27 protein-coding genes and 1 pseudogene are annotated in these 23,026 nt (G+C 39.9%); 20 read left to right on the plus strand and 8 right to left on the minus strand.

The features are described 5' to 3' along the window. The first annotated feature begins 216 nt into the window (after positions 1–216). From ABH008_RS23285 to ABH008_RS23320, 8 genes are all read left to right on the plus strand, one after another. Positions 217–474: a hypothetical protein gene (locus ABH008_RS23285; protein WP_347990038.1), complete on the plus strand. Its 258-nt coding sequence runs from the start codon at positions 217–219 to the stop codon at positions 472–474. A 51-nt stretch (positions 475–525) separates the two neighbouring features. After that, positions 526–1,137, plus strand: coding sequence for a DUF5131 family protein (locus ABH008_RS23290; RefSeq protein ID WP_347990042.1), 612 nt, complete (start codon positions 526–528; stop codon positions 1,135–1,137). A gap of 125 nt (positions 1,138–1,262) precedes the next feature. Further along, complete coding sequence (locus tag ABH008_RS23295) at positions 1,263–1,445, plus strand: hypothetical protein (protein WP_347990043.1); 183 nt, start codon at positions 1,263–1,265, stop codon at positions 1,443–1,445. 1,528 nt (positions 1,446–2,973) lie between these two features. Continuing rightward, entirely contained in the window at positions 2,974–3,447 is a 474-nt protein-coding gene (locus tag ABH008_RS23300) for a hypothetical protein (protein WP_347990044.1), read from the plus strand. Continuing rightward, positions 3,444–5,132 (plus strand): DEAD/DEAH box helicase, encoded by a 1,689-nt coding sequence (locus ABH008_RS23305; protein WP_347990045.1) that lies wholly within the window; start codon positions 3,444–3,446, stop codon positions 5,130–5,132. Before ABH008_RS23300 ends, ABH008_RS23305 begins: the two co-directional genes overlap by 4 nt. Positions 5,133–5,267: 135 nt before the next feature. Continuing rightward, positions 5,268–6,407 carry a hypothetical protein gene (locus tag ABH008_RS23310; RefSeq protein ID WP_347990046.1) on the plus strand — a complete coding sequence of 380 codons (1,140 nt, stop codon included), beginning with the start codon at positions 5,268–5,270 and terminating at the stop codon, positions 6,405–6,407. Next, a complete protein-coding gene (locus ABH008_RS23315) occupies positions 6,407–6,601 on the plus strand; it encodes a hypothetical protein (RefSeq protein WP_347990047.1) in 195 nt (64 codons plus the stop codon). Before ABH008_RS23310 ends, ABH008_RS23315 begins: the two co-directional genes overlap by 1 nt. An 86-nt stretch (positions 6,602–6,687) precedes the next feature. Beyond that, positions 6,688–6,828 carry a hypothetical protein gene (locus tag ABH008_RS23320; protein ID WP_347990048.1) on the plus strand — a complete coding sequence of 47 codons (141 nt, stop codon included), beginning with the start codon at positions 6,688–6,690 and terminating at the stop codon, positions 6,826–6,828. Positions 6,829–6,981: 153 nt separating this feature from the next. Here ABH008_RS23320 and ABH008_RS23325 read toward each other — a convergent pair whose 3' ends face one another. The 3 genes from ABH008_RS23325 to ABH008_RS23335 all read right to left on the minus strand — a co-directional run bounded on the left by ABH008_RS23325 (position 6,982) and on the right by ABH008_RS23335 (position 9,402). Continuing rightward, entirely contained in the window at positions 6,982–7,296 is a 315-nt protein-coding gene (locus tag ABH008_RS23325; protein WP_347990049.1) for a hypothetical protein, read from the minus strand. Between the two features lie 300 nt (positions 7,297–7,596). Then, the gene (locus ABH008_RS23330; RefSeq protein WP_347990050.1) at positions 7,597–8,097 is read right to left on the minus strand and encodes a hypothetical protein; all 501 of its coding nucleotides are present in this window, start codon (positions 8,095–8,097) and stop codon (positions 7,597–7,599) included. A gap of 33 nt (positions 8,098–8,130) precedes the next feature. Then, complete coding sequence (locus ABH008_RS23335; RefSeq protein ID WP_347990051.1) at positions 8,131–9,402, minus strand: DUF4062 domain-containing protein; 1,272 nt, start codon at positions 9,400–9,402, stop codon at positions 8,131–8,133. A gap of 640 nt (positions 9,403–10,042) precedes the next feature. Between ABH008_RS23335 and ABH008_RS23340 the strand changes: the two genes are divergently transcribed. The 10 genes and pseudogenes from ABH008_RS23340 to ABH008_RS23385 all read left to right on the plus strand — a co-directional run. After that, complete coding sequence (locus tag ABH008_RS23340) at positions 10,043–10,747, plus strand: hypothetical protein (protein ID WP_347990052.1); 705 nt, start codon at positions 10,043–10,045, stop codon at positions 10,745–10,747. Between the two features lie 2 nt (positions 10,748–10,749). Then, on the plus strand, positions 10,750–11,280 hold the full coding sequence (locus tag ABH008_RS23345; protein WP_347990053.1) for a hypothetical protein: 531 nt from the start codon (positions 10,750–10,752) through the stop codon (positions 11,278–11,280). Positions 11,281–11,490: 210 nt separating this feature from the next. Further along, positions 11,491–11,946 (plus strand): hypothetical protein, encoded by a 456-nt coding sequence (locus ABH008_RS23350; protein WP_347990054.1) that lies wholly within the window; start codon positions 11,491–11,493, stop codon positions 11,944–11,946. 1 nt (position 11,947) lies between these two features. Next, entirely contained in the window at positions 11,948–13,702 is a 1,755-nt protein-coding gene (locus ABH008_RS23355) for a DUF4942 domain-containing protein (RefSeq protein WP_347990055.1), read from the plus strand. Between the two features lie 164 nt (positions 13,703–13,866). Next, positions 13,867–14,571, plus strand: coding sequence for a hypothetical protein (locus ABH008_RS23360; protein WP_347990056.1), 705 nt, complete (start codon positions 13,867–13,869; stop codon positions 14,569–14,571). A gap of 789 nt (positions 14,572–15,360) precedes the next feature. Further along, the gene (locus ABH008_RS23365) at positions 15,361–15,576 is read left to right on the plus strand and encodes a hypothetical protein (RefSeq protein ID WP_347990057.1); all 216 of its coding nucleotides are present in this window, start codon (positions 15,361–15,363) and stop codon (positions 15,574–15,576) included. 17 nt (positions 15,577–15,593) lie between these two features. Beyond that, positions 15,594–16,082 carry a hypothetical protein gene (locus ABH008_RS23370; RefSeq protein ID WP_347990058.1) on the plus strand — a complete coding sequence of 163 codons (489 nt, stop codon included), beginning with the start codon at positions 15,594–15,596 and terminating at the stop codon, positions 16,080–16,082. Then, complete coding sequence (locus ABH008_RS23375) at positions 16,063–17,013, plus strand: inner membrane-spanning protein YciB (RefSeq protein ID WP_347990059.1); 951 nt, start codon at positions 16,063–16,065, stop codon at positions 17,011–17,013. The genes ABH008_RS23370 and ABH008_RS23375 overlap by 20 nt, the downstream gene beginning before the upstream one ends. A 102-nt stretch (positions 17,014–17,115) precedes the next feature. Beyond that, a complete protein-coding gene (locus ABH008_RS23380; RefSeq protein WP_347990060.1) occupies positions 17,116–18,021 on the plus strand; it encodes an ATP-binding protein in 906 nt (301 codons plus the stop codon). Between the two features lie 220 nt (positions 18,022–18,241). Then, a pseudogene (locus ABH008_RS23385) lies at positions 18,242–18,352 on the plus strand (transposase); the annotation flags it as partial. 257 nt (positions 18,353–18,609) lie between these two features. Here ABH008_RS23385 and ABH008_RS23390 read toward each other — a convergent pair. Both ABH008_RS23390 and ABH008_RS23395 read right to left on the minus strand, forming a co-directional pair. Then, entirely contained in the window at positions 18,610–19,089 is a 480-nt protein-coding gene (locus ABH008_RS23390; RefSeq protein WP_347990061.1) for a hypothetical protein, read from the minus strand. Positions 19,090–19,310: 221 nt separating this feature from the next. Next, positions 19,311–19,631, minus strand: a complete 321-nt coding sequence (locus ABH008_RS23395; RefSeq protein ID WP_347990062.1) for a hypothetical protein — start codon at positions 19,629–19,631, stop codon at positions 19,311–19,313. Positions 19,632–20,334: 703 nt separating this feature from the next. Here ABH008_RS23395 and ABH008_RS23400 point away from each other — a divergent pair. Then, positions 20,335–20,637, plus strand: a complete 303-nt coding sequence (locus ABH008_RS23400; RefSeq protein ID WP_347990063.1) for a transposase — start codon at positions 20,335–20,337, stop codon at positions 20,635–20,637. Between the two features lie 279 nt (positions 20,638–20,916). Here the strand turns inward: ABH008_RS23400 and ABH008_RS23405 are convergent, their stop codons facing one another. The 3 genes from ABH008_RS23405 to ABH008_RS23415 are packed head-to-tail and all read right to left on the minus strand — an operon-like array spanning position 20,917 to position 22,084. Further along, on the minus strand, positions 20,917–21,312 hold the full coding sequence (locus tag ABH008_RS23405; RefSeq protein WP_347990064.1) for a hypothetical protein: 396 nt from the start codon (positions 21,310–21,312) through the stop codon (positions 20,917–20,919). A 16-nt stretch (positions 21,313–21,328) separates the two neighbouring features. After that, positions 21,329–21,589: a hypothetical protein gene (locus ABH008_RS23410; RefSeq protein ID WP_347990065.1), complete on the minus strand. Its 261-nt coding sequence runs from the start codon at positions 21,587–21,589 to the stop codon at positions 21,329–21,331. A gap of 48 nt (positions 21,590–21,637) precedes the next feature. Beyond that, positions 21,638–22,084, minus strand: coding sequence for a hypothetical protein (locus ABH008_RS23415; RefSeq protein ID WP_347990066.1), 447 nt, complete (start codon positions 22,082–22,084; stop codon positions 21,638–21,640). Between the two features lie 429 nt (positions 22,085–22,513). Between ABH008_RS23415 and ABH008_RS23420 the strand changes: the two genes are divergently transcribed. Beyond that, positions 22,514–23,011, plus strand: coding sequence for a hypothetical protein (locus tag ABH008_RS23420; RefSeq protein ID WP_347990067.1), 498 nt, complete (start codon positions 22,514–22,516; stop codon positions 23,009–23,011). The last annotated feature ends 15 nt before the right edge of the window (positions 23,012–23,026 follow it).

The following is a 23,026-nucleotide window of genomic DNA, read 5'->3' on the forward strand; positions in this document are numbered from 1 at the left end:
GGATAGGTGTAACAACCTGCAATCGAAAACCCGCAAACCTGCAATCAGCGCATTTTTCGACCGGAATTAAATGCAACTGAAGGGTGTTCAAACCGACATTATTTGCAACCGAACCTGCAATCAATCACATCAACCTGCAATCATCCGCCGCAAACCAGGATTATTTGCAACTGAAACGCCAGCCTCGATCAGTACGGCATAGAGCACCCGTTGGGCGTGTTAAGTCATATCCAGGGATCAAGCAAGGCTTCCAGAAAACCTCCGTTTTCTGGAAGTTTGTCTTGCCAAGATGCGCTTCACGCCGAATCTGGTCTTGATCGTCCAACTATCTCGTCAACGAATCAACGTCCATATTGTTTCCTTGGTGTTGAGTTTCTGGAACTGGTGTCAGTTGCAAATAATCCTGGTTTGCGGCGGATGATTGCAAGTTTGCGTAATCGATTGCAAGTTCAGTTGCAAATAATGTCGGTTTGAGCCGCCGTCAGTTGCAGATAATTCCGGTCGAAAATTGCGCTGATTGCTGGTTTGCGCGTTTTCGATTGCAAGCAGCTACAAGTAGAGAACCAAGAGGCCGCAGATAAACGCATACCGATACTACTGGACACCGCTTCGGCGATTAGATGGGTAAGCGCAGAACCGTTGCTTGGAGAAATTGATATTGTTCCGTACATGGGAGATAGAACGATAAAATGCAAATGTGGTTTCAAGCAAGATGAAAACTGGATTTTTGGTGCATCACCTGGAGCTGAAGTATGTATGGAATGCGGTAACAAGATTACTACATATCCTAGTTTGGATTGGATTGTATGTGGAGGAGAATCCGGTATTTCAAATGCTAGGCCGATGCATCCTGATTGGGCGTATTCAGTTCTTAAGCAGTGTGAAGAGACAAATACACCTTTTTTCTTTAAGCAATGGGGTGAATGGACTCACCCCGGTATAAATGGTTTTGGAACCCACTCAGGAAAAGTTGCCTTCATTGATTCGTATGGAAATTTTCTTGATACACCCACTGAAGACGAAAACGCCGACTGCTTACCGATTAAACGTGTCGGAAAAAAGATTTCTGGGAAGATGATTGGTGGAAGGCTCTACGTAGAATATCCTTTTGACCAACAAATAAAAAATGATGAGTAAATCATCGAAATCACAAATAGTAGGTCAATTTATGTTCAATCCTCCGCTGGAAACCGTGGAAGCAGAGCGTTAGCGGAGTGAAGGTTTCTAGTCCTGGATAGCGCCCAGGAGCCGGGCGGGTTTACTTGGAAACCTGCAAGGCCTACCGAAAGGCGCGTATAAAGTGGCGAGCAAGATTAAATTACGATTGGGGCGAAAATTATCAACCAGAAACATTATCCACGCCGGATTTTGTACGCGTTGAAAAAAGCTTTTTTGAATATGAAGAAATCGTAGAATTATTATTTATCGCCAAGGATGGCGATTAACCCAAATTAACAAACAACCAGGAGAACGAAATGAAAGCATTGGCCGAACAAAACCAAGCCTTAGTAGATTTCGACAAAACCTTCGATTCAGCAGATTTTCAATCTTGCGTTAACCGCGCGCAACCGCGAAGCTCAAATAACAGAAGAAGGCTATGAATGGCCGATAAATACAAACTCTTGCCGCTGGGCAATTGAGCAAAAAATCATTAACCGCGCATCTGGCGTATCAATGATGTCCGCCGTTATTGAGTACGTAGAAGGCGTGGAGCGTCAGGCCGAAGAATTTAACGGCATTGCATAACTCCACCGCCAAGGATGGCGATTAATTACCCCGCCCCGGCGTTTTCCGGGATTAATTAAGGATAAGACCATGAAGCTCGTAATTGACCATGTACACCACTTTGAATACATGGACTTCAACTTGGTAGATAAAACCATAAGCACAATTATCCAGAGAGAGATAATTGTAGACTTATCGGAAAAAATCACGATAGTTTTATAGAATTTTTAAAAAACTATTGTAGTCCGCGCGGACTATCAAGCATTGATGTACTCCATAATAAAGTCTGGAAAAATGGACGTTGGATGGATGATCCATTGTGTCGTGGCTATGTAAAAAATTTCTGTAATGCAGATATACAGTCATTAAGCGCAAAAAACGAATGGGTATATTCATGGGATTATACTACTATTGAGCACCCTAGAGAGATTACCCTAGAGTACTTGAAAAGTCTGTACGATGCCCTAGAAAACAATACCCGTGTCCAGGTGATGGAAAACGGGTATTAGCTAGAAAAAACCTAAATTAGCATGTTAGTGGGTGATCCAGAAAAAACTTTAGAGAGAAATGAAATAGGCAATTGGGAAATGTTTTCAAATGGTCAATTTTTTAGGAATCTTGATTTTTGTGAGAATGCTGTGGCTCAATCAGTATCTGCTCACTACGAAGAGCAGAAACGCATTACAAGCACTAAGAGAAACTAGATCTGCTCTTAAAGAGTTGTTTGAAAAAAAACTGGCACACAAGGATTGGTTTGCGGATTAACAACTTTAGGTAATCTCTATTCCGAAATCGGCGACTTAACAAAAAATAACTAGTGGTTTTTCTTAAAAAATCGAATTAGGCTTTTTATCGGCACCTTTCGAGCTAGGCTTTTACACTAAATATTTTAATAATCCTTTATTTTTAAATTAGGAAATATCGTGTCATTTACCCTTGCCGCTTACAGTTTTTTATCGGAAATATTAACAAACAGCTCCCATGTATTAAACTTAGAACATATACAAAAGATGATTGTTTCTGGTCTCATACATGGATTGATATATGGCGTGATTTTTAAATTTTTTCACACTCTCCCCTTGTCGGTAACGTTGGTAATAGCCATCCTTGGGATTGGTGGTATATGGCTGTATTTTAAGCGCCGTTAAGCTGATCTTGCATGAAAATCCAATCTGATGTGTGGGTAGTTGCAATGCAAAAGGCATACTACAATAGCAATTGCCTATCGTCTAAAAGGCGCAGGCGCTCATGCTTTCCCCCATATTTCTCTCTGTGGCATTGCAATGGAAAAAATCAAGTCCGAAACTCACTGGCGGGTATTCATCCCTCCTTGGATTTATAAAAATGATTGGCAACGAATCCGTTACGCAACGTATAAACCAAATAGAAACAATATTGCTAAATTACAAATTCAGATTTTCCTGTGAAAACGAACTGCAAACAGGCATTGAAAATGTCTTGCAGATAAGCAATATTGAGTATGTGCGCGAAAAGTCAATTTCCAAGCGTGATCGACCAGATTTCATTATTGATGGAATTGCTGTAGAAATAAAAATTAAAGGTAGTTTATCGACAGCAATAAGACAGGTCGCCCGGTATGCGAGTCACGACGACATTAGGGCTGTTTTAGTGATTGGAACACCATTCTGGATACTTAGAATTCCAAAACGACTACACGAAAAAGAAATACTCTCCATTAGATTAATAGGGAGCCTACTTTGAGCTTGGGTGAAATAACTTACAACAATGGCCACTGGAATATTGTTTGCGAACCGCATGTAAGAACGAAGCTGAAGCGTCTTTTTCCAGAGATCGATCAGCGTGCTGGAGATTTATCCAGCCTTTCTGATAACGAAGAAAATTGCCGTGATTTATTGTGGTTCTTAGACAGATATCCAATGAAGGTAGACCGAATGGACTACATGACGAAGCGGTCCGAATTTCATGTAGAACAAGAAAACCAAGTTGCCGCTTTATTGAATTTTCGAAATCCACCTAATGATTTCGAGTTGGCTTTCCCTGCGAGAGATTATCAAAAAATAGCTGCAACGCTTGCCATTATTAAAAAGGGCGTGCTGGTTGCTGATGATCTTGGGTTGGGAAAGACTGTAACCGGCATCTGTCTTTTGGCAATAGCAAATAATCTTCCTGCGCTAGTTGTAACTATGTCTCACCTGGTATCGCAATGGGAGAACGAAATAAACCGTTTTGCACCCTTATTAAAAACTCACGCTTTAAAAACAGGGAAAACTTACGACTTGATTGTGAAAACAAGAAAAAAAGGCTGTGACGACAAATTGCCCGATGTAATTATTTGCAATTACCATAAGCTTCATGGATGGTCTGATGTTTTATCAGGACTGGTACCACTAGTGATATTTGATGAAGCGCAAGAACTGCGCAGACATGAATCAAATAAATATGCCGCTGCAAAACATATAGCAGGTAAAGCCAATTTAGTAATGGGATTGTCGGCAACACCTATATACAATCAAGGCCATGAGTTTTTTAATGTGATTGATTGCATAAGACCTAGGGCGCTAGGGACTAGACCAGAATTCTTACGTGAATGGTGCGGAGACGGGGAATCCATCAAAGATCCAAGAGCATTCGGAGAATATCTGAGAAGGGAAGGACTGATGATTCGGCGCACGCGTAAAGAAGTTGGCCGCGAGCTGCCACCCATTATTAAAATACCGCAGTATGTCGATTGTGATAGCAGCAAACTAGATAGCATCAAAGGCGCGGCAGTTGAGCTTGCAAAAATCATATTAGCAAATCAGCAGCAATCAGTCGGGGCAGCTTTTCATGCTGCCCAAGAATTCAATATAATGATGAGGCAAGCGACAGGTATTGCAAAGGCCCCATACGTTGCAGAATTCGTCAGAATGCTGTTGGAATCTGGCGAAAAAGTCATACTATTTGGATGGCATCGGGAAGTTTACAATATATGGCTAGAACGTTTATACGATTTTAAACCAGTAATGTATACAGGCACGGAATCGGCAAAACAGAAGGATGCCGCAAAAAACGCATTCATATATGGTGAAAGTCAGTTAATGATCGTATCGCTTCGATCGGGTGCTGGACTCGACGGTCTGCAATCGGTGTGTTGGACTGTTGTAAAAGGTGAACTTGATTATTCACCAGCAGTACATGATCAGTGTATAGGTCGGGCGGCTAGGGATGGGCAGGAAAACACAGTAATGGCCCATTATTTGATTTCTGAGAATGGGAGCGACCCTATCATCGCAGATATACTGGGTATTAAGCGTGGACAAATAGAAGGCGTAATTAATCCTAATGACGACTTAATCGAACATTTAGAAGTTGATCCTGGGTACATTAAGCGGCTAGCAAGCGACTACCTGACAAGGGCTGGTGTGTCTTTTGATGGAAATAGATAGATTTAAAAGTAATGTTAAATTCCGTTGGTCTCTGATTAATAATATTGTTTGACCTTTTCAAGTTATAATGATAAAGTAATCAGCATATAGGCTCAGAAATATAGCATTTTAAACACAAAATCATGGGATCAACTAATGTTTTATTCATTTAGATGGCCAACAAACCTAATGGAATGCGTAGCAATTGTAATCGGTGTTTTACTCGGTTTTATCTTCTCAACATCCGGCTGGCAAGGTTCAAAAAAACCAGTTGAGCTAAAAAATGACCCTCGCGTAATTTCATTAAAGTGGGCTATCGGCATAGGTATGATTGGTTTTTTAGGCTCTTGGAAGGAACTAATGGACGATGAACAAATATCTAGATCGGCAGTTGGCGGATACTATGCAATATCGTTCGTAACTGCCTCTCTTGCAGGTCTGATTCTAATGACAATCATTGTCATGTTTGGTGCAAAAGCTGCGCAAAAACGTGAGCCAATATTTTGGCCTCAAAGAGGGTTTTCCCCGGTCCTTGAATTTTGGATTTTTGGCTACCAGCGCTACCAATATAATCTTAATGAGTTAATAGAAAAAAATCGTCGTGAAAATGATGATCAGGAGTTAGTGGAATTAAAAAACATCATTAGTGAGTCAACTTTCGGGTTGGCGGCCTGTATACTTGCTTCAGATCGATGTCTAGCCGGTAAATTCAAACTTGAATATGTTGTAGAACAAATTCTTATCCAAATAACAACAACTTCAAAATATTACCTTAAAAATAAATCGCATGTTAATGCTAACTGGATGCTTGCAATACATCCACATGAATTAACTAATTCTCATCGGAACAGAATCTTGTGGTCATTTGGTGACGAAAGTCGTTATGAGTTTTATCTCGAAATTAAAGACCACATGAATCGCAATCAATCACAGGACTTTCTTTTGCCAGTAGAAAAAATAGGTAGCGAAGGCTTACGGAAATATTTACCTGGCGCACCTGAGGCTTTCATGCGTCGAAAAGAAGTATTTGTATCAGTTAATGCGCTAAAATATCCTAAAGATGTCCCCAAAAATATAAAACTTGAAATTGCGGAATATTTTTCAACACAACCCTTCAAAAGTTTTGTATCATTGATCATACCTGGAGATAAGAATACTCCAATTGGGATCGTAAATATCGAAACCGATAATCAAGATGCTGTAAAAGATAACGATCGAATGCAGCAACTTTCCGATTCGTTGCAGCCTTTTTTGGCTTTACTAAGTTTAATGATTCGTTACGAGAGATCAAAATAATGAAAAAAGTGTCTACTATAACTAATCGCACGCAAGCCCTTCTTGATATTTTTTCAGATAATGGCGCTGAAACATTAAATGAAATTACACGTAACTTTGCGGCTGTAGTCGATAAAGCCCTTTCGAGCCCAAGATATCAGAAACCACCTTATAACACAGCTCCTTCCGCCGACATTAAATCCTCATCCCATTAATAAAGATCAGGGGGATTAACAAAATCGAAAGTTAAGCTATTGATGTATCTTTAAATGGCAATTGCATTCTAGGGTTGGAAATCAAAATGACTCATGTTTTCATGATTGCGCCGTTTTGTGCAAAACATGGTCGGATTGTTGCTGGGCGTAATAGCTTGTTATGTGCAAAAATTGGTTGGATAAACAATGCTTGTTATCGGCCAACCCCTGCCGATCAGAAAGCATAGGTATATGGCAGGTTTAGGTCATAAAGCGGTTATTCAGAGACCGACGGTACTGCGCATCCACATACCCAGACCCGACTGCCAGATGGCGCGGTAATTATTTTGAATACTGAACGATGCATTCAGCGACTTGTCCGCTGCCATGCTTTGTTATATCTATTTTTCAAGAGCTTTTTTTGCTTTTTTAGTTGTTGATGCACCTATGTATGGTGTAGATAAAAGTTGAAAAATCACTTTGTTTTTTAGGAAATCATCAGGTTGAATCATCACTTTGCAAGGACCAAGCTTATTGTTTTTATCAAAAATTAGATGAAACCACATTTCTGGAACGATAAAGTTGTAATGTTTAAAGTCATCAAGTTTATCTATAGGCAGTGATGAGCAAAACGCCTTAAATTCTTGTCCATAATTTAGGTTTACTATGAGGTTGAAATCACCTTTGCACCTTCCTAAAAGATAGTGTTCAAGCATGCTAACCTCTTCTTGGGAAAGGAGATTCTCAAGGAGGTAGAGTTGCCGAAGTACATACGAAGCAGAAAAGTACTTTAAAGTCTCCGCTTTTTCATTATTAAAATATCCTAGGTCTTTTATCTGTTTATATTCAGAAAAACTAACATCAGGTTTTGCCCTCCTTCGCTGAAAATCGTGGAAACGGAGCGCAAGCGAAGTGAAGATTTTTAGTCCCCGATAGGCGTAGCGCCGGGCGGGTTATCGCAGCGAAGCGAAGAAAACCTGCAAGGCATCGCGAAACGCCGTCAAGCCATTTGGAGCCTAGCTCTTAAGCCGTTTAGGCGCAAGAGCAGGCGACGAGGGCGAATCGGGGCCGCCGGAGGCATTAAATGGTCGCGTAGTTTTTGCCGCTTGTTGGGGCTGGGATGCCCCTAAACAAGCTTTCGCAAAAATAGCGACTCGCTTGAACTCTTCAAATAGTTGAGCATCGTCTGTTGAATAATATTCCTTTGCAAGCTCCTCTTTTTTCATAAGATTAATATCATGGAGGATTCTAGCAAATTTTGTTTCGTTTTTTGAAAGTAGTAGCTCGCAATCCTCACAAAACAATTTATCCTGCCATTGTCTTTGAGTTACATCAATTTGTTTCTTTTTACTGTCAAGTGTTAATAATCCATTCAAGTTATTTGTCGTATCTTGATGCTTACGCATATAACGGTAAATCAATTTTGGAATGACATGACTATCCTTTAATTCTTTTGTTTCCTTGCATAATTTACATTTTCCTAGCATGACACTTTCCATAAATATAACGTTTGACATAACCGACGTCTGTGTTGATGGATGGGTTTGCCGTCATTTTTCTCCGGCTACGAATGAACTGATATCTTGATCGGTGAGTCTTTCGTCTTCCAGCATTTTCTGCATTCCCTGGACAGGTGTGTCAGGTCGCAAGTCTGGGGCGACAAATGGTGCTCCTTCTAGGTGTTTGAGTATGCTTGTAGAGAGGTCAAGAACGTTCGACCACCTGTCAAGCAGGTGAAGCAGCCCAACAAGCCGAACGGTCTCAATTTTAATACTTGTACCATGGTGCGGTTGTGCGCGTGATGAATGTTCAAAGAGTACAGACAAGTTCTCAGATGTATTCGAAAAGTTGAACCGTCGAATCTCGTCTTGAAGGCGTAGTAGAGCGTCGTAGACGGGCGTCTCCTTGTACGAGTTGCTCGAAAGTTCGAATTCAAGGAAAGTTGGCCGTGATAAGACTTGCGGTAAAACGACTGGATGAAGCTGCCGGGCTAAGAGGTGCATAGCAAGCATTGAGATAGCATCCCAGCGTTTCGTGGAAACGGAAATGAACACATCTCTTTTCTCTTCCAGATAGATTGGACATTCCTCGTGAAATCTCTCTATTACAAACCGAGGTGAGTAGACATTGCCTTTGCTTTCAAACTTGACAAGGCATTGACCGACGAATTCACGCAACTCTCGTCGGAGCAGGCGTCGAGCCGCCATGTCCTCAACAGGTATTGAGAAGAAGACCTGCCCTTGAAGGACGTCAACTACATCCCGAAAGACCGAAACCGTGTGAAGCCAGTTTCCAGTGGGTGACGGGGTCTGACCTTGTACCGCGAGCTTCGTCTCTCGATTGCGCCCAACTTCGTTGAGAAAGTTGATGAGAAACTCTGCATCCGTAGCAAACTTGCTAGGGTGATTCTCAATCGACTTGCGTGTTGTTTCACTCAAACCAATCGGCTCAAGAAACTTGGCGAGTTCACGCCGATCTTCCTTCATCTGCCAGACTTCAGATCTTACGAAGCTGAGAATCTTAAGTTTGCCGAGAAGATGCTGTTCGTACGCTTCTCTATATTCTCGTTGTGTAATGGATATGCGATTCGGCTCATCATACCAGCCGCCCACTCTTGCACCAATCAGGAGAACGAAATAGTCGGCGGTGTGGATGGCCTTTAAGCATGCGTCATACGAATGTTTGTCTAGCGGCTTTTCGAAGTCGTTGAACTCGGACGCCAGCACTTTGCAACCTTGCTCCTCAAGATAAAACTTAATTGCGGAACGAAGATCTCGGAAGTCATGGATCGTTGACGATATAAAGAAGGTCGGGCGTTTCATGTGATCTGACACGAGAGTGTGATATGCGAGACTATGGCGGCTAACGCAAAGTTCAGCCGCGTAGCGTTAGGCTTGGTTACTATTAAAGGTCTATTTAAAATTAGGAGTTGTGAAGACGGCATTGTATCCAGCTTTAGTAATAGAAAATATTTCACCGTGTTCATCGCGTCGCTCGAAATAATTAAAAGTGCCGTAGGATATGTTGTGAGGCACGAACCGCATCCTACAGGTTTACCTATTGTGCAACATTTTTTACACATGTAAAGGCGATGGCCGCTATGAAAACAAAAGCAGGCTGTTGAATTTCATCTTCAATGTCTAGAGTGGGTCGTAACAAGACGATCAAGCCCCCATCCAACCAAGCTATAAATATCCGAAAGTCAAATTCCAACCATTTGATCAACTTCAATGATAAAGCCTATCGTTCATCATTCCAACCTCATTTGGCAAATAGCCACAAAAATGGGCTTGACTTAGTTACTGGTTTTTTGTCTCAAAACTTGTCTTACTGCCTGCCGAACAATCCAACAATCAAAATTTCCATACAATAGGCTACGCGAAAATCGATGTTTTCACTATCGTATTTTAGATCTTAAGTCATATACCATAAGACCCAAGACAAATTATTAGGGTTTTTTACATGAATCTACATAAATCGATTAATACAGTGCTAACGTACACAACCGAATCTATTGCAAATGATCATGGATTTTTACAGATAACCTTGCCGAGCGGAGAACGTATCGAAGAAGTTTGTCGAGTTTTTTTGGTTGAAGTTGACGAGACAAGTATTGAAGACTCGAATTCCACCAAGAAAGTCCCGGATTTAATTATGATGTATCCCTCAGGCGGTATGAAGTTAATCGACAAGGAAATACCTTCTTTAGCTTATATTGGCTTAAGAAGCGAGCAGCTTGCTTCAATAGTTTACAATCAAAATAAAGAAATTTTTGATGAAATGTTTGCACTGGCCAATAACGATCACTACTTCTACAGAAAGGATATTAAGCAAGAATTTTGCAATGCAGTATTGACACACGCAAAAACTCTTTCCTCTGAGTATTGGGCTGACAAACGTACCCATATTAATGGTATCTGTTTCGAAGATTCCAATAACTTTAAAAATATTTCTCCTGAGGAATTAATTAAAATTGGAAACGTTAGTGAATCTTCAAGTGATCTAGATGAGTTCGTAATTAGCGACGGCGTAAAAATAGGAAACGTCTTTGGCCAACCAGTTTACTTTGTTGAAAAATACGGTGCCTATTACTATTGCGGAGATCCAAATGGTTGGGGAGTGCTTGAGTTGTGGATTTCAGGTGGCGTGTACCCAGAAGGGTGGTAATCATGGGATGGAAAGCGCTAAAAGAACACTACAAAATTGGTCATAACGTACATGTAACCAAAAAAGGTATCTGCATAGGCTCCGGTTATATTAACGACATTATTGTTATTGATCAAAATGGTTCAATAATTAAAAGGTATTCCGGTAGCAACAACGAACTTAATCGGTATCAACAAGAAATGGAGGCCGATCTCGAAACTCTGCGACAAGTTATTATCTCAGATGATGAGTTCAATCAGCCATCTATAACAGTTTATACCTATAATGAATGCACGATTATCGAAAAACAGTGCGAAAAACTAGGTTGGCCAAATGTTACGCATGACGGAGTAATGATGTACGACAACACTTTTTCAACAGATAAGGATGTGATCATTGCTACAGCAAAACATAACGCGAACTGCGCTATCAGAATCTTTCGTGAGCAAATAATTGAGAAAGAAGAAGATCTAATGCGTACTAGAAAATTGTTATTAAATTACCTAGCTGGGCTTGAAAAACTAGAATCTCTCCACAGTGAACCAGAAATCTAAAACGGCTCTTCGGAGAGTTGTCTGGAATTTACCATGCGGTAGCGCTAAACGCTTCAGGTTGGGGATGAAAGCGACTCAGCGATAGCCGAATAAAAGTTCTAAGTACCCTTACAATATAGTTTGACTCTTTCAAGTTTTAATGTTCTAATAACCGCAAGTCAAAACAATCTGTGCCTCGGGTTACAGAGTTTTCCAGTAATGGGGGTTATTATGTCATCAGCACTTCTATCAGTAGAAGAAAACGACAACCGATTTTGGTTGATAGGTCCAACGTTTGAGTTTCGAAAAATTATTAAACGGCTTGGCGGCAAGTTTGATGCTGCCAAAAAAATGTGGTTTTCAGAAACGCCTGATATTGCCTCCCAGATTGTTATTGCGGTAGATCGGCACGTTGAAATTCAACCAGCTGTATCAATTACCGAAAATATCATCAAAGGCAAAGCAATCTATAAAGGACATGAATACTTTATTCTCCAGGATGTTTTGAAAGGTGACAAACGTATAATCAAACTGGTATACAAAGACGGTTCAAAAGTGTTCCATCCAAAAAGCGCCGACGATGTCGAAATTAAAGCAAAATACGGGAACCACCCAAGATCAATTTACTCATTAAATCAGTTTGAAACAGGCATCGCTTCTATTCGTCGCGAATTGGAGGCCCATTAATATGGATATTCAATACTACCCAACACCTGAAGCGTTAAGCGCTATGGCATGGGCGAAATTTCAAAACAAAAACATAGTTCGCCTGCTTGAGCCATCTGCAGGCGATGGACATCTTTTAAAATGTCGCACGGACTCTGATCATCGTTTTAGCCGAAAAATTATTATCGACTGCTGTGAAATTGATATCAACAAGCACGCCACACTTAAATCACAAGGATTTAATGTTGTTGGAATTGATTTTATGCAGTTCAAAAGCGGTGCGTGTTACGACGCAATACTGATGAACCCACCTTTTATGTCAGGTTGCTCCCACATACTAAAAGCATGGGAGATTCTTTTTGAAGGTGAAATTGTTGGAATAATTAATGCGGAAACGCTAAAAAACCCTTACACAAGAGAACGTAAACACTTAGCAAAGCTTATTGAACGACACGGATCTGTTGAATATTTAAGTGGAATGTTTTCGGTACCGGATGTAGAAAGAAAAACCAAAGTTGATATAGCGCTGATATGGCTTAACAAGAAATCGAATTTTGAAAATGAAATTCTGGGCAATATTTTAGACAACCTGAGAAAAGATCAAGCTAGCAGCGAAGATTTGGCCGGAGATTATCAGGAAACTAATTACCTTGTGCTTCCTGAATCCTTTGTAGAAAACTCTGTTTTGATGTTTGAAGCTGCGCTCGAAGCAACTCGGAGATCAATCATAGCTGAAGCAAGGGCTCGCAAGTATTCCTTAATGATGGGTAAGACCATGGAAGAATTTAACGGTGGTACCGAATTAGAAAAAAGTCATTTAATTAATAACAGTACAGAGTGCTCAGTAGAGTGGGTTAAAGAAACGCTACAAAATCGGTATAGCACCTTAAAAAACAAAGCATGGACTAGCATTTTAAAATCGACGAAGGTAAGCTCAAAGCTGTCCTCAAAGGCTCAAGATCGTTTGGAATCAGATTTTGAAACCATAAAACATTTGGAATTCACTGTACAAAATATCATGGGATTCTTACAGGGGATTTTAGATAGGCAGGGTGACATACAGATATCAATGGTCTGTGATGTTTTTGATCTAATTTCACGTTATCACAGCGACAATAATGTGTGGTTTAAAGGATGGAAGTCCAATACGAAGCATCGCACACTGGGAATGAAAATTAAGTCATCCAGATTCATTATTCCTGGCAATGGCGTTGACTCTTATCACAGCCAAATGCCATACAAAACAATGCAAATGTTTAGAGATATAGACAAAGTTTTTGCGCTACTGGATGGAAAAGTTGAACCAGAACTAAGTTTAGAATCGGTAGCTCACAGTCAATTTAAAAATCTAAAGAGCAGTGAGCGAGTTTCTGGAACTTATTTCGACATTCGCCTATATCCAAAGGCTGGAACCATTCATTTTTTTATAAAGAACAAGAAACTAATTGAACGTATGAATCGAATGGTTGGAAATCACCGTCAGTGGCTGCCACCGGCCGACACATATGCAAGCGAAGATTTTTGGAAACAATACGAAGGTGCCGAAAAATTCAATACAGATTTTGTAAATGAACTGCAAAAACGTATCCAATTCAAAAATTATCACAGAGATGTTTTTTGGATGGAAGAACATGGTGATGAACATGAAAAGCGTCGTGCACAAAAAGCGATGGAAGAGGCTATGAATGAAGTATTAATAAAGCACGGCATTAATCCTGAAGGACTTCTTTCGCATGTCGATACTGATATTCGTTTTCTTGAGTGCGCTCAGAGATAAAAGCCAACAACACCAGCTAAAAGCGCCGGAGATTGGTTTAACGTTTTAAGTTTAGTTTGACCAGGTAAGCGGTACCCAACCGGCTAGGTGATACACAAGGCCGTGATTCAACGCGTAAACGCCCATGGATTATTCGTTAACATTGATAGCAAATCACAAAGGAAATGCGAGATTGGCCGCCTAACAGCGGACGCTATCCCTCCCAGACTAAAGAAATGGGTTTCTCGCGTATTATGATGAATACAAATAACAAACAGCAGAAAATTAACGTTTCTAAGCAGGATATTCCCAAAAAAAACAAATTAGGCCGCCCCAGAGCTGAAAGAATATTTTCTGATGAAAAGGATCGAATAGCGCACAGATACGCAGTCGCATTGCACGAAGCAAATCCAGAAGCCTGGCCAACCATTAGGCTGATTAAATTTCATCAAAAATTCGCCGAAAGCATTGTGGAAATGAATGCATACGAATTAAGTTACCTTGGAGATACTGATAGCAAGGTAGGTAGACAGTTGTTTATGATCGAGACTGGATTTGATTTGCCAGAAAAGGATCCTATAAGATGCCAGGAGCTGTTACGTGAATGGGCTGGAATATCTGAAATAGATCATGCTATTAATATGGCGAAATACAAAGTCTTATTGGAATTCAGAAAAGCCAGCCAGAAAAAAAGTTTTGTCAAAGTATATGGTTGGATTAAAGACACAATTACAAAAGGTTTTAATGTAATAACTACAGATGAAAACAAAAATACGTACTTAGAAAATAGCCAAGGTAAAAGAGTTCCTTTATCTGGGGCGGATTGTATTTTTCCCCTTATACAAAGCGAAATCGCGCTTAATCAACTAATTAAACAAAAAAATGATTAGTAGACGCATCCATTTTTAAGTTTAAAAATTGCAACTATTTCAAACTAGGCTTTTTTTTGGCACCTTTCTGCATAGTAGTTTTGAGTGGTATGGCCTTATTATTAATTAAGCCAGACAAAACGCCATAAGTGTAAATTTGGCCAGCTGAAGCACTGTGACTAAGTGCGTGATTAAATATGCATAATCACAATACCTGTCAGCGCGGGTGTGCTTATGATCCACAGAGTTCATCTACTTTAGCCAGTAGATGAACAGGTCAACCGTGAAGTTCCTTGTTGCATATTATGGCTAAGTTGTTTTGCCACCCGTCAAGCGCGTTACTACTTGACGGGACTTTTTTAACGGTTCGAAAATGGCATTAATTGTAGTGTTATTTTAGAAGCGTTTAAAACGTCTTCTTACCTTCGCCGTTAATGACGGCACACTCAAGCCCGCTTGTGTAAGCTCGCGGGCTCTTTTAAATGAATGAGTAGGGATATACAATTTTTTTATGAACAAGTTATTAGAAAAATTAGATACATTACTTAAAGATGCTCGAATAAAATTCTTCATTATTGGGGTCTTTTTTCTATTCTTCTGTGGAAGAATTACATATCAACAAGTTTTTAGTCATGAAGCCGTTCGTTTGGAAGAATTAAAAAAGTCTTGCGATAAAAAAGATGGTGTTCTTATCTCTAATTCTCTAAGTAACAACAAAATCTTTCCTGTGTGCATTTCGAAAAATCTAACTCTATAGAGTTTCGTGCTCTTATAGCACAACAGTTTTAATAATCTTGATGATAAATACCAATGGCCACAGATACTTATTCCGAACCCCACCTTAAATACATAAAGCTAGCAGCAGATTCCATTGAAGATTTGCGAAAAATTGACGTATATCGAGTGCTTAATGCGGCCGCCGAAGACAACATGCAAACAGTCATTGCCAACTACATAAAAGAAAAACGAAGCGATCTCACAACTGAGATTATCGAACCTCGTCGTGATCTTAAAGAAGCCGCCTAATTTATAAATAATTTCACATGGCATTAAAAATCAACTTAAAGGACAAGAAAAAAGGTTTAAATTTTTATCAAGCTGTGTCAATTATTCCTACTACACTGCGTAACATAAATTTTTTAATCAATGCGATCTGCGTATTAATCTGCCTTTCCGTTGCTTTGGGAGGAATTGCATTCAGTCTCTTTGACAATTTTTTTGATTACGACACGCTAGTTGTCCACTCATTAAACAAAGTGCCTATCTTGCAAAACATAGTAGTAATGTATAAAACAAACTCATTTGTATACGAAAACTTTAATGCTCGTGATTCTGTTATGTTTTTAGCGATTGGATTGGTAGTTGTGGTTTCCCTGGCCGGGGTCACAATAGATCAAATTTTGTACTATTTAAACCTACCTATCCGCAAGGCATCTATCAGGATCGAACAAAAATCAAGACTTGAACAAAACAGACAAAAAATCAAAGCAGGATATCATCGGGAGATTGGAGTTGATAAGCATAATTCTTGAAGCGATACCATTCGCTATATTTTTCATTGCCTACAAAATAGGTGACATTTATATCGCCACAGAGGCTCTGATCGTTTCCAGTTGCTTGCAAATAGCTATTAATGCAGTCATTCAGCGGAAAGTGACACAAACGCAATGGGCTATCCTCGCAATAGTAATAGTTTTTGGCGGGGCCACTCTTTATTTTAGGGACGAACAATTCGTAAAATGGAAACTAACGATTATCGAATGGCTGTTTGGTTTTGCATATCTCATAAGCTCAAAAAAAGAAAAAACGCTCGCAGAACGATCCGTAGGTTTCTTTTTTGATAAAGCATTCGATTCAAAGATTAGATTCTCAAAAACAGCGTGGAGTCATCTAAATAGTTTATGGGTTGGGTTCTTTTTTTTTATGGGATTAATTAATATTTATGTCATCCATCACTACGATACTGACGCATGGATACATTTTAAAACATTCTTTATCCCATCAGTACTTATAGGGTTTACATTACTCCAAACGTACATTGTTTACGAAAGATTCAAAGACCGGCCACGGACAAAAATATGGATAGTGTTTAAGTGGTTATGCACTTGCACAATTTCAATCACTGAAATAATTTGGGCAGTGTCAGCACTCTTTGCAACTATTCTGACTGGATTTTTTATTATCACAATTACCATTGGATGCGGATCTCATTTTGTATCAAGACTCGATCCGTTAACCGTTATTAATGAAATTATTAGCGCCACACAAATTGACTATGTACTTAGCAGTGTCGCATATATTTCAGGAATTCCATCAGGAAATAATCTAACAATGATCATAAGTTTAATCGTATTAACTATTACTTTAAGCATAATATCAAGTCTATTCAACAGGCTAACATCAATTACCAATTTCTATCTTGAACATTTGTCTGCGCACCCCTTTATTAGGCGAGTTCATTAGCTGCTTTTTGCCCAGAGGGTATCAAAAGAACAATTTTGACTTTAATTTTTAGGCGTTGTACCCCCGTTTTTTCTTCAACATCGATAGCAATTAACAAAGGAAATGCGAGATTGGCCGCCTAACAGCGGACGCTATCCCTCCCAGACTAAAGAAATGGGTTTCTCGCGTATTATGATGAAACGCGTGTTACTGTTAATGCTCACTATCTGGCGGCAACGCTTAAAACTGTATTTCAACGCCGGTTATATTGGGGCACTGGTGGGGGTTTTAATTTTAGCGCCAAGTTATGATTATATATACGCGCGCGAACATTCAACGGGCTCCTTGTCATCACTGGGTTTTGTGTTCGATCAATTAAAATACATGGTAACGGGTCGCATCAGCCACGACAATTTTTTACTGCTGTTATTCTATGCTCAAATAGGCGGGATGCTAGGCATGGTCTCTCTTTTTCTGTATACCCTAATTCAAAATCGCTTAAAACATATTGATTTTCTACAAGAAGAGTTGAATAAGGATATTCCTAGTATTGTTAGGCAAGGCGAAGGGCCTTATCTGGAATTCAAATCTTCGTTACGTTGGGATTTGGTTGAATCCAGAGTCAATCGCAGTTTAGAAGCGGTGACTTTAAAAACTATAACAGGCTTTCTAAATAGTGCCATAGGCGGTACTTTATTAATTGGTGTGGCTGATAATGGCGAAATTCTGGGAGTAGAGCATGACTATCAATCCTTAAAAAAACAAAATCAGGATGGTTTTGAGCGAGCCATTATGACTTTTGTTTCAGAGTTTCTTGGCGCAGATTTATGTCCTTTTTTACATATATTGTTTCATGACATTGATGGCAAACAAGTATGCCGGGTGATAGTCACACCGTCGCCTCGTCCGGTTTTTCTGGAACAGAATAATACGCCTAAGTTTTTTGTGCGTACTGGTGGCGCTACCCGCGAATTGAATATTCAAGAAGCCTTAGGTTATGTTGCGGGGCGTTGGCCACGTAATCATTAAAGCCCAATACACGCCAACTGCTTGACACTTATACATTGACATCCTCCCCGAATTAGGCCGGTGATTCCTACTGCTTTCAGCCCAAAAGGGCTGAATAACTTCGGTGAGTTCCTGTTGCTGACGGCATTACTTCACCGTTCACTTGGCAGACAAGCCGGGCATGTCCTGCCCTAAAGAAGTGATCGATGACTTGCGAGACATCTTCACTGGCGTGTTTACCGACTTCGAGGCCGAACTGGTTAAGTTCGATGGTGAAGATGACCACGTTCACCTGTTGGTGAACTATCCGCCCAAGGTCGCGGTGTCGGCACTGGTAAACAGTCTGAAAAGATAAACCAGTCATTAAGGACTGGTTTATTTTAAATGATTAAATGTGCCTTATTTACTGCGGATCCATTAGCGCGACGCGTGGGCTTGGACAGGCCCAGTCTTTCCATGAGTATATTTTCTTGAAACTAAATAAAGTCTCAAATTCTCTATATCACATAATTTTTAGAATACTAACTCAATAACTTCTGAAAATAAATCAATAAAATACTAGTTACCTTCTCTCTTGTAGGAGAATAATAAAGATTCATATACACAATCCTAATCCACCAATTCGGCAAATTCCCCGGAATAGTGTTCTAACTGCACAAATTTGATGACATTTGGATAGATAGACTCGACATCGACACGTAGTTCATCGTTTGTATATTTAGACGACCAAAGCAAGGTTGCTGAATCACTAGTAACCTCAAGAGACGGCCCTTGCCATGTTGGTGCATAACGGGATAATACATCCACTAGCTGGGCAGGTACTTTTGTACCGTTCTCAACATAGTACAAAGTCGGCTCAGATTTATTTTCATCATCCAGAAAATCTGGAAATTCATCAGCATCCAAAAAACCAGCCCCTGCCGGCTCACCTACAAGGTAAAACTCAATTTTTCCTGCTCCAGATAGCTCAAGCGCCGCACGCCCTTTAGAAATTTCTGTGGCATACTTGCTGGGGTCTGTCACATAGAAACCAGGATCGTCAGTCCAATCTGTGCCACCTAATACTGGAAATACTTTAAATTTTGACATATTTATTCCTTTTTATTTCAATTAATAACTTAAGCGGATATCTTAATCCCCAGGGTATCTATACAACGGTTTACTTTGTCTACGCCGTCTAGCCATTTGCGAATAAAATCGCGCACTATCTGTACACTTAGGCATTAATTTCGCTATTAAAAACAGTTTGACTCTTTCGAGTTTTTAGGTATTTTATATGTGGCACAAAAAATGTCAAGAAATATTTTATGTTAGTTATTGATATTAAACGTCTTTCTTAGTTGGAATTGTTTTGGAGTTAAATCTGAAATGGATTTATTTATCGGATTGCGCGAAAAACCCCGTCGTTCAGGGCGAGGATGAATAGCGCGGACACGATAGCGTCCTGATCGCGAATATTTAACGGAACGGTGCTGTAATGCCGTCAGCAACAGAAAATCATCGAATGGACTCAAGCATAGCTGCTCTTCCGCCGTTGTAATAGCCTTTGTTGTGGAATCAAGGATGTCAAATCGTAGATAGCTATAATCTGTAAAACTATAATCTGTTAAAGTCAAAACCAAATCTGACATTCGCTGAAAATCGTGGAAACGGAGCGCAAGCGAAGTGAAGATTTTTAGTCCCCGATAGGCGTAGCGCCGGGCGGGTTATCGCAGCGAAGCGAAGAAAACCTGCAAGGCATCGCGAAACGCCGTCAAGCCATTTGGAGCCTAGCTCTTAAGCCGTTTAGGCGCAAGAGCAGGCGACGAGGGCGAATCGGGGCCGCCGGAGGCATTAAATGGTCGCGTAGTTTTTGCCGCTTGTTGGGGCTGGGATGCCCCTAAACAAGCTTTCGCAAAAATAGCGACTCGCTTGTAAGTTTTTGATGATGGAATAAATCTGGGGTTAAGCAGTACCTCTCAATCATAGACATTAGAAAATCTTCAGCTTTAGAAGCATTTTCGGAATGACTGGCGGCCAAACTAAAACTACGAACATAATCCGCCAAGACCCCTCCGCTAACTAGTTCCGTGAACAATTCGACACGATATCGTTACCATAGTCATTCTAAATTATTAGCCACCTATTCGGTGTGTAACTTTGCTACTCTTTGCCACTTTGGCGAAGTAATATTCTTAGCCACCATATTTTCGGTGAGTACCTGGACATTCACAAGAATAATTCAAACAAAAAGTAGATTAGCATTAAATATCCATTTTTACCATGCGATTTATAGTGGACCCCGATTTTCAGACAATAAATTAAGATGGTAACCTACCCCAAAAGGAGTAGGAAATGAGTGAAACGAAGCGCAAAAACTTTACAGGAGATTTCAAGGCGAAAGTAGCACTTGAAGCGATCCGTGGCGTTAAAACCGTTAACGAAATTGGACAAGAGTTCGGCGTACATCCAACGCAAGTCGGCCTTTGGAAGAAAGAGCTGCAAGATCAGGCTCCAAGCATGTTCGACGCTAAACGCGTACCTAAACCTGTTGACCCCTCTTCAAGTTCAGAACGGCTTTATTCTGAGATTGGTCGGCTGAAAATGGAACTGGATTGGCTGAAAAAAAGTCAGGGATTTGCCTGTAGAGCACCGTAAGCAATGAGTTAGCCAGCTTGAACCACTGGCCCTAACCCGGCAATGCGAACTGACGGGAGCCAACCGCTCAATGGTCTATGCGCCACCAATGGCCGCAATACCCGGTGCGCAATAAGTTGTATCTAAGGTATAAATGCTAAACTCAACAAAAGTACCTTTACTTCCAATACTAGAACTTCTACAGTGAGGACAGTTCATGCCGGATTTTTGGAGGTATTCTGAGTTTTTCATTATTAACAGCCTGTGTATGGGTTGTTGTAAAAGTTATAGTTTCTCAAGTTAGTCAAAATGACCGTTTTTCAACAGGTTGCATAAAGTTGGTATGTATGGCCCATAGTGCAAAATCTCAACTTCGTCATTGAATTTAGACTCAATATCAATAATTTGACTTGAAAATCCTTTTTCGGATAGACCTATCTCGGTAATAGCGTATGCAATGGCGTGTTCGCTTTTAAAGCCAGATGAAAGACAAATTCTTCCATCGAATTCGGCTACAGTCCAAATTTTGTCGTTATATATTTTGGCTATTTCGTTCACATAGACAATATCTTCACCTTCGTTTCTGAAAAGTATTCCAAGCTCACGCCCATTGTCAACATCGACAAACATAGGTTCATCAACATTTAATTTGTTTTCAATTGGCTTAAACGATTCACACCAAGATTGATAGTCCATGGGTAACACCTTTTTTCTAGTCCATAAATTCTTCTTCAGAATTAACTTCTACTGTAAGCTGAGAAATGCCTTTTTCTGAAAATCCTATTTCTGTAATGAAATAACCTAACCGGTTTACATAGTGGTAACCGGACTCAATAAAAGACTTGCCATCCACTTCGATCAACGTCCATACTTTTGAATTATGGTTAGCAGCAATTGCTTTCACATGCTCATGTTCTGCTCCATACGTATTAAATAGTGTCCCGTACTCTCGACCGTTAGCGGTAATAGTCATTCCGGCGATTGGATCAAAGGTATTTTCAATGGGCTTAAATATTTCGCACTAAGTTTCATAATCCATTTTTGACGAATCTAAACCGACCTGATAGAAAGTTGTCAATTCAAGCAATAAATCAGGAATGGTAATAAAATCACCGAATTTTGTAGCAACTAAACAGCGTAGAACAGCGGTCAAAAGATTTGCTCCAGAGAGATAGTAGTCTCGCTTATAAGCAATCCATGCACCTCCATCTTCATCGCGTTCGGTGCCGTGAAAGTCTTCATCATAAGTAGCACTTATTTTTTCGCTTTGCATTAATAAGCCAATTGATTCTAGTAAATAGTTCAATTCGGCTCCACCATCAACCTGCATGTTGATCAAATCAATATCAAATATAGCTGGAGCGGTCATGGTGTGGTTATGCCCGATAGATATATTTTTTTCATAAAAAGACGCGACTGCCCAGTTAAGTGCTATTCCATTTAACTCAGAAACATTAATTTTTGCCATTTCTTACTCCTATTTATAGTTTGACCATTTCAAGTTTTAATGAATTTTATAGGTAAAACTCTACTTGTCAACAATTATTTTGATAAGTTTATTTATGCATTTATTGTGTTTGACTGTTTCAAGTTTAAGAGTTAATATTTCGCAAATATAAAGAGAATGGGTAAGCTACAAATGAGTGACTGGGAACGAAAATCCAGAGTTGAAGCATTATTGGTTGAAGCAGCCAATTTGGGTTATGTTTGCAGTCCAGCTGCCCATCCCTGATTCAATATTTGTGGGTACTCTCGACGAATGGAAAAAATCGGTAAAAATGCGAGTCCTCGAAAGAAAAGAAAACGATACTAGTGGAATCGCTGCATGGAATGCATTGGCCGCCATAACTAATGAGAACATTAGTGAAAGCTTAAATTTTTGCAACGGATAATTATCATGAATAAAACTACCAATCTTAGCCAAATTTGTTTGGCCCACAAGTTATTTGCAGACCGGAGCCTAGCTGAATGCAATAAACTTTTATCTCGAATTGCTAAAAACTTTGAGATCGATCACGACGAATACGCTTTTTCAGGTAAATTTGAATTAGATCAGCCATCCAAAGAAATGGCAGAGAAACTAATCGAAGACGGAAAGCAGGAGTTGGTTGGCGATAAAGATTATTTGGCTAAAAATGATTATTTGCGTTGGGAAATTAGAACAATCATTCAAGTAGATAGTAAATCTCCATACGAAACATATTCACTTGAAGATTTAGTTGAAGAAGAAAACGATGCTGCTGAGATAGTAAATCAGTATTACCACGGTAGCTTTCGATTTGATAAAGACGGAATTTGTTCATCCACTGGCAATGGCGCAACAAAAACAAAACACATGCGTAACGAAGTCAAAAAAATCATCAACAATTGGCTTGAACAAGAATTTGGAAAATAACAGAAGGAGTCAGGG

This window comes from Methylomonas sp. AM2-LC, from assembly GCF_039904985.1.
In the GTDB taxonomy this organism is placed as follows: Bacteria; Pseudomonadota; Gammaproteobacteria; order Methylococcales; family Methylomonadaceae; genus Methylomonas.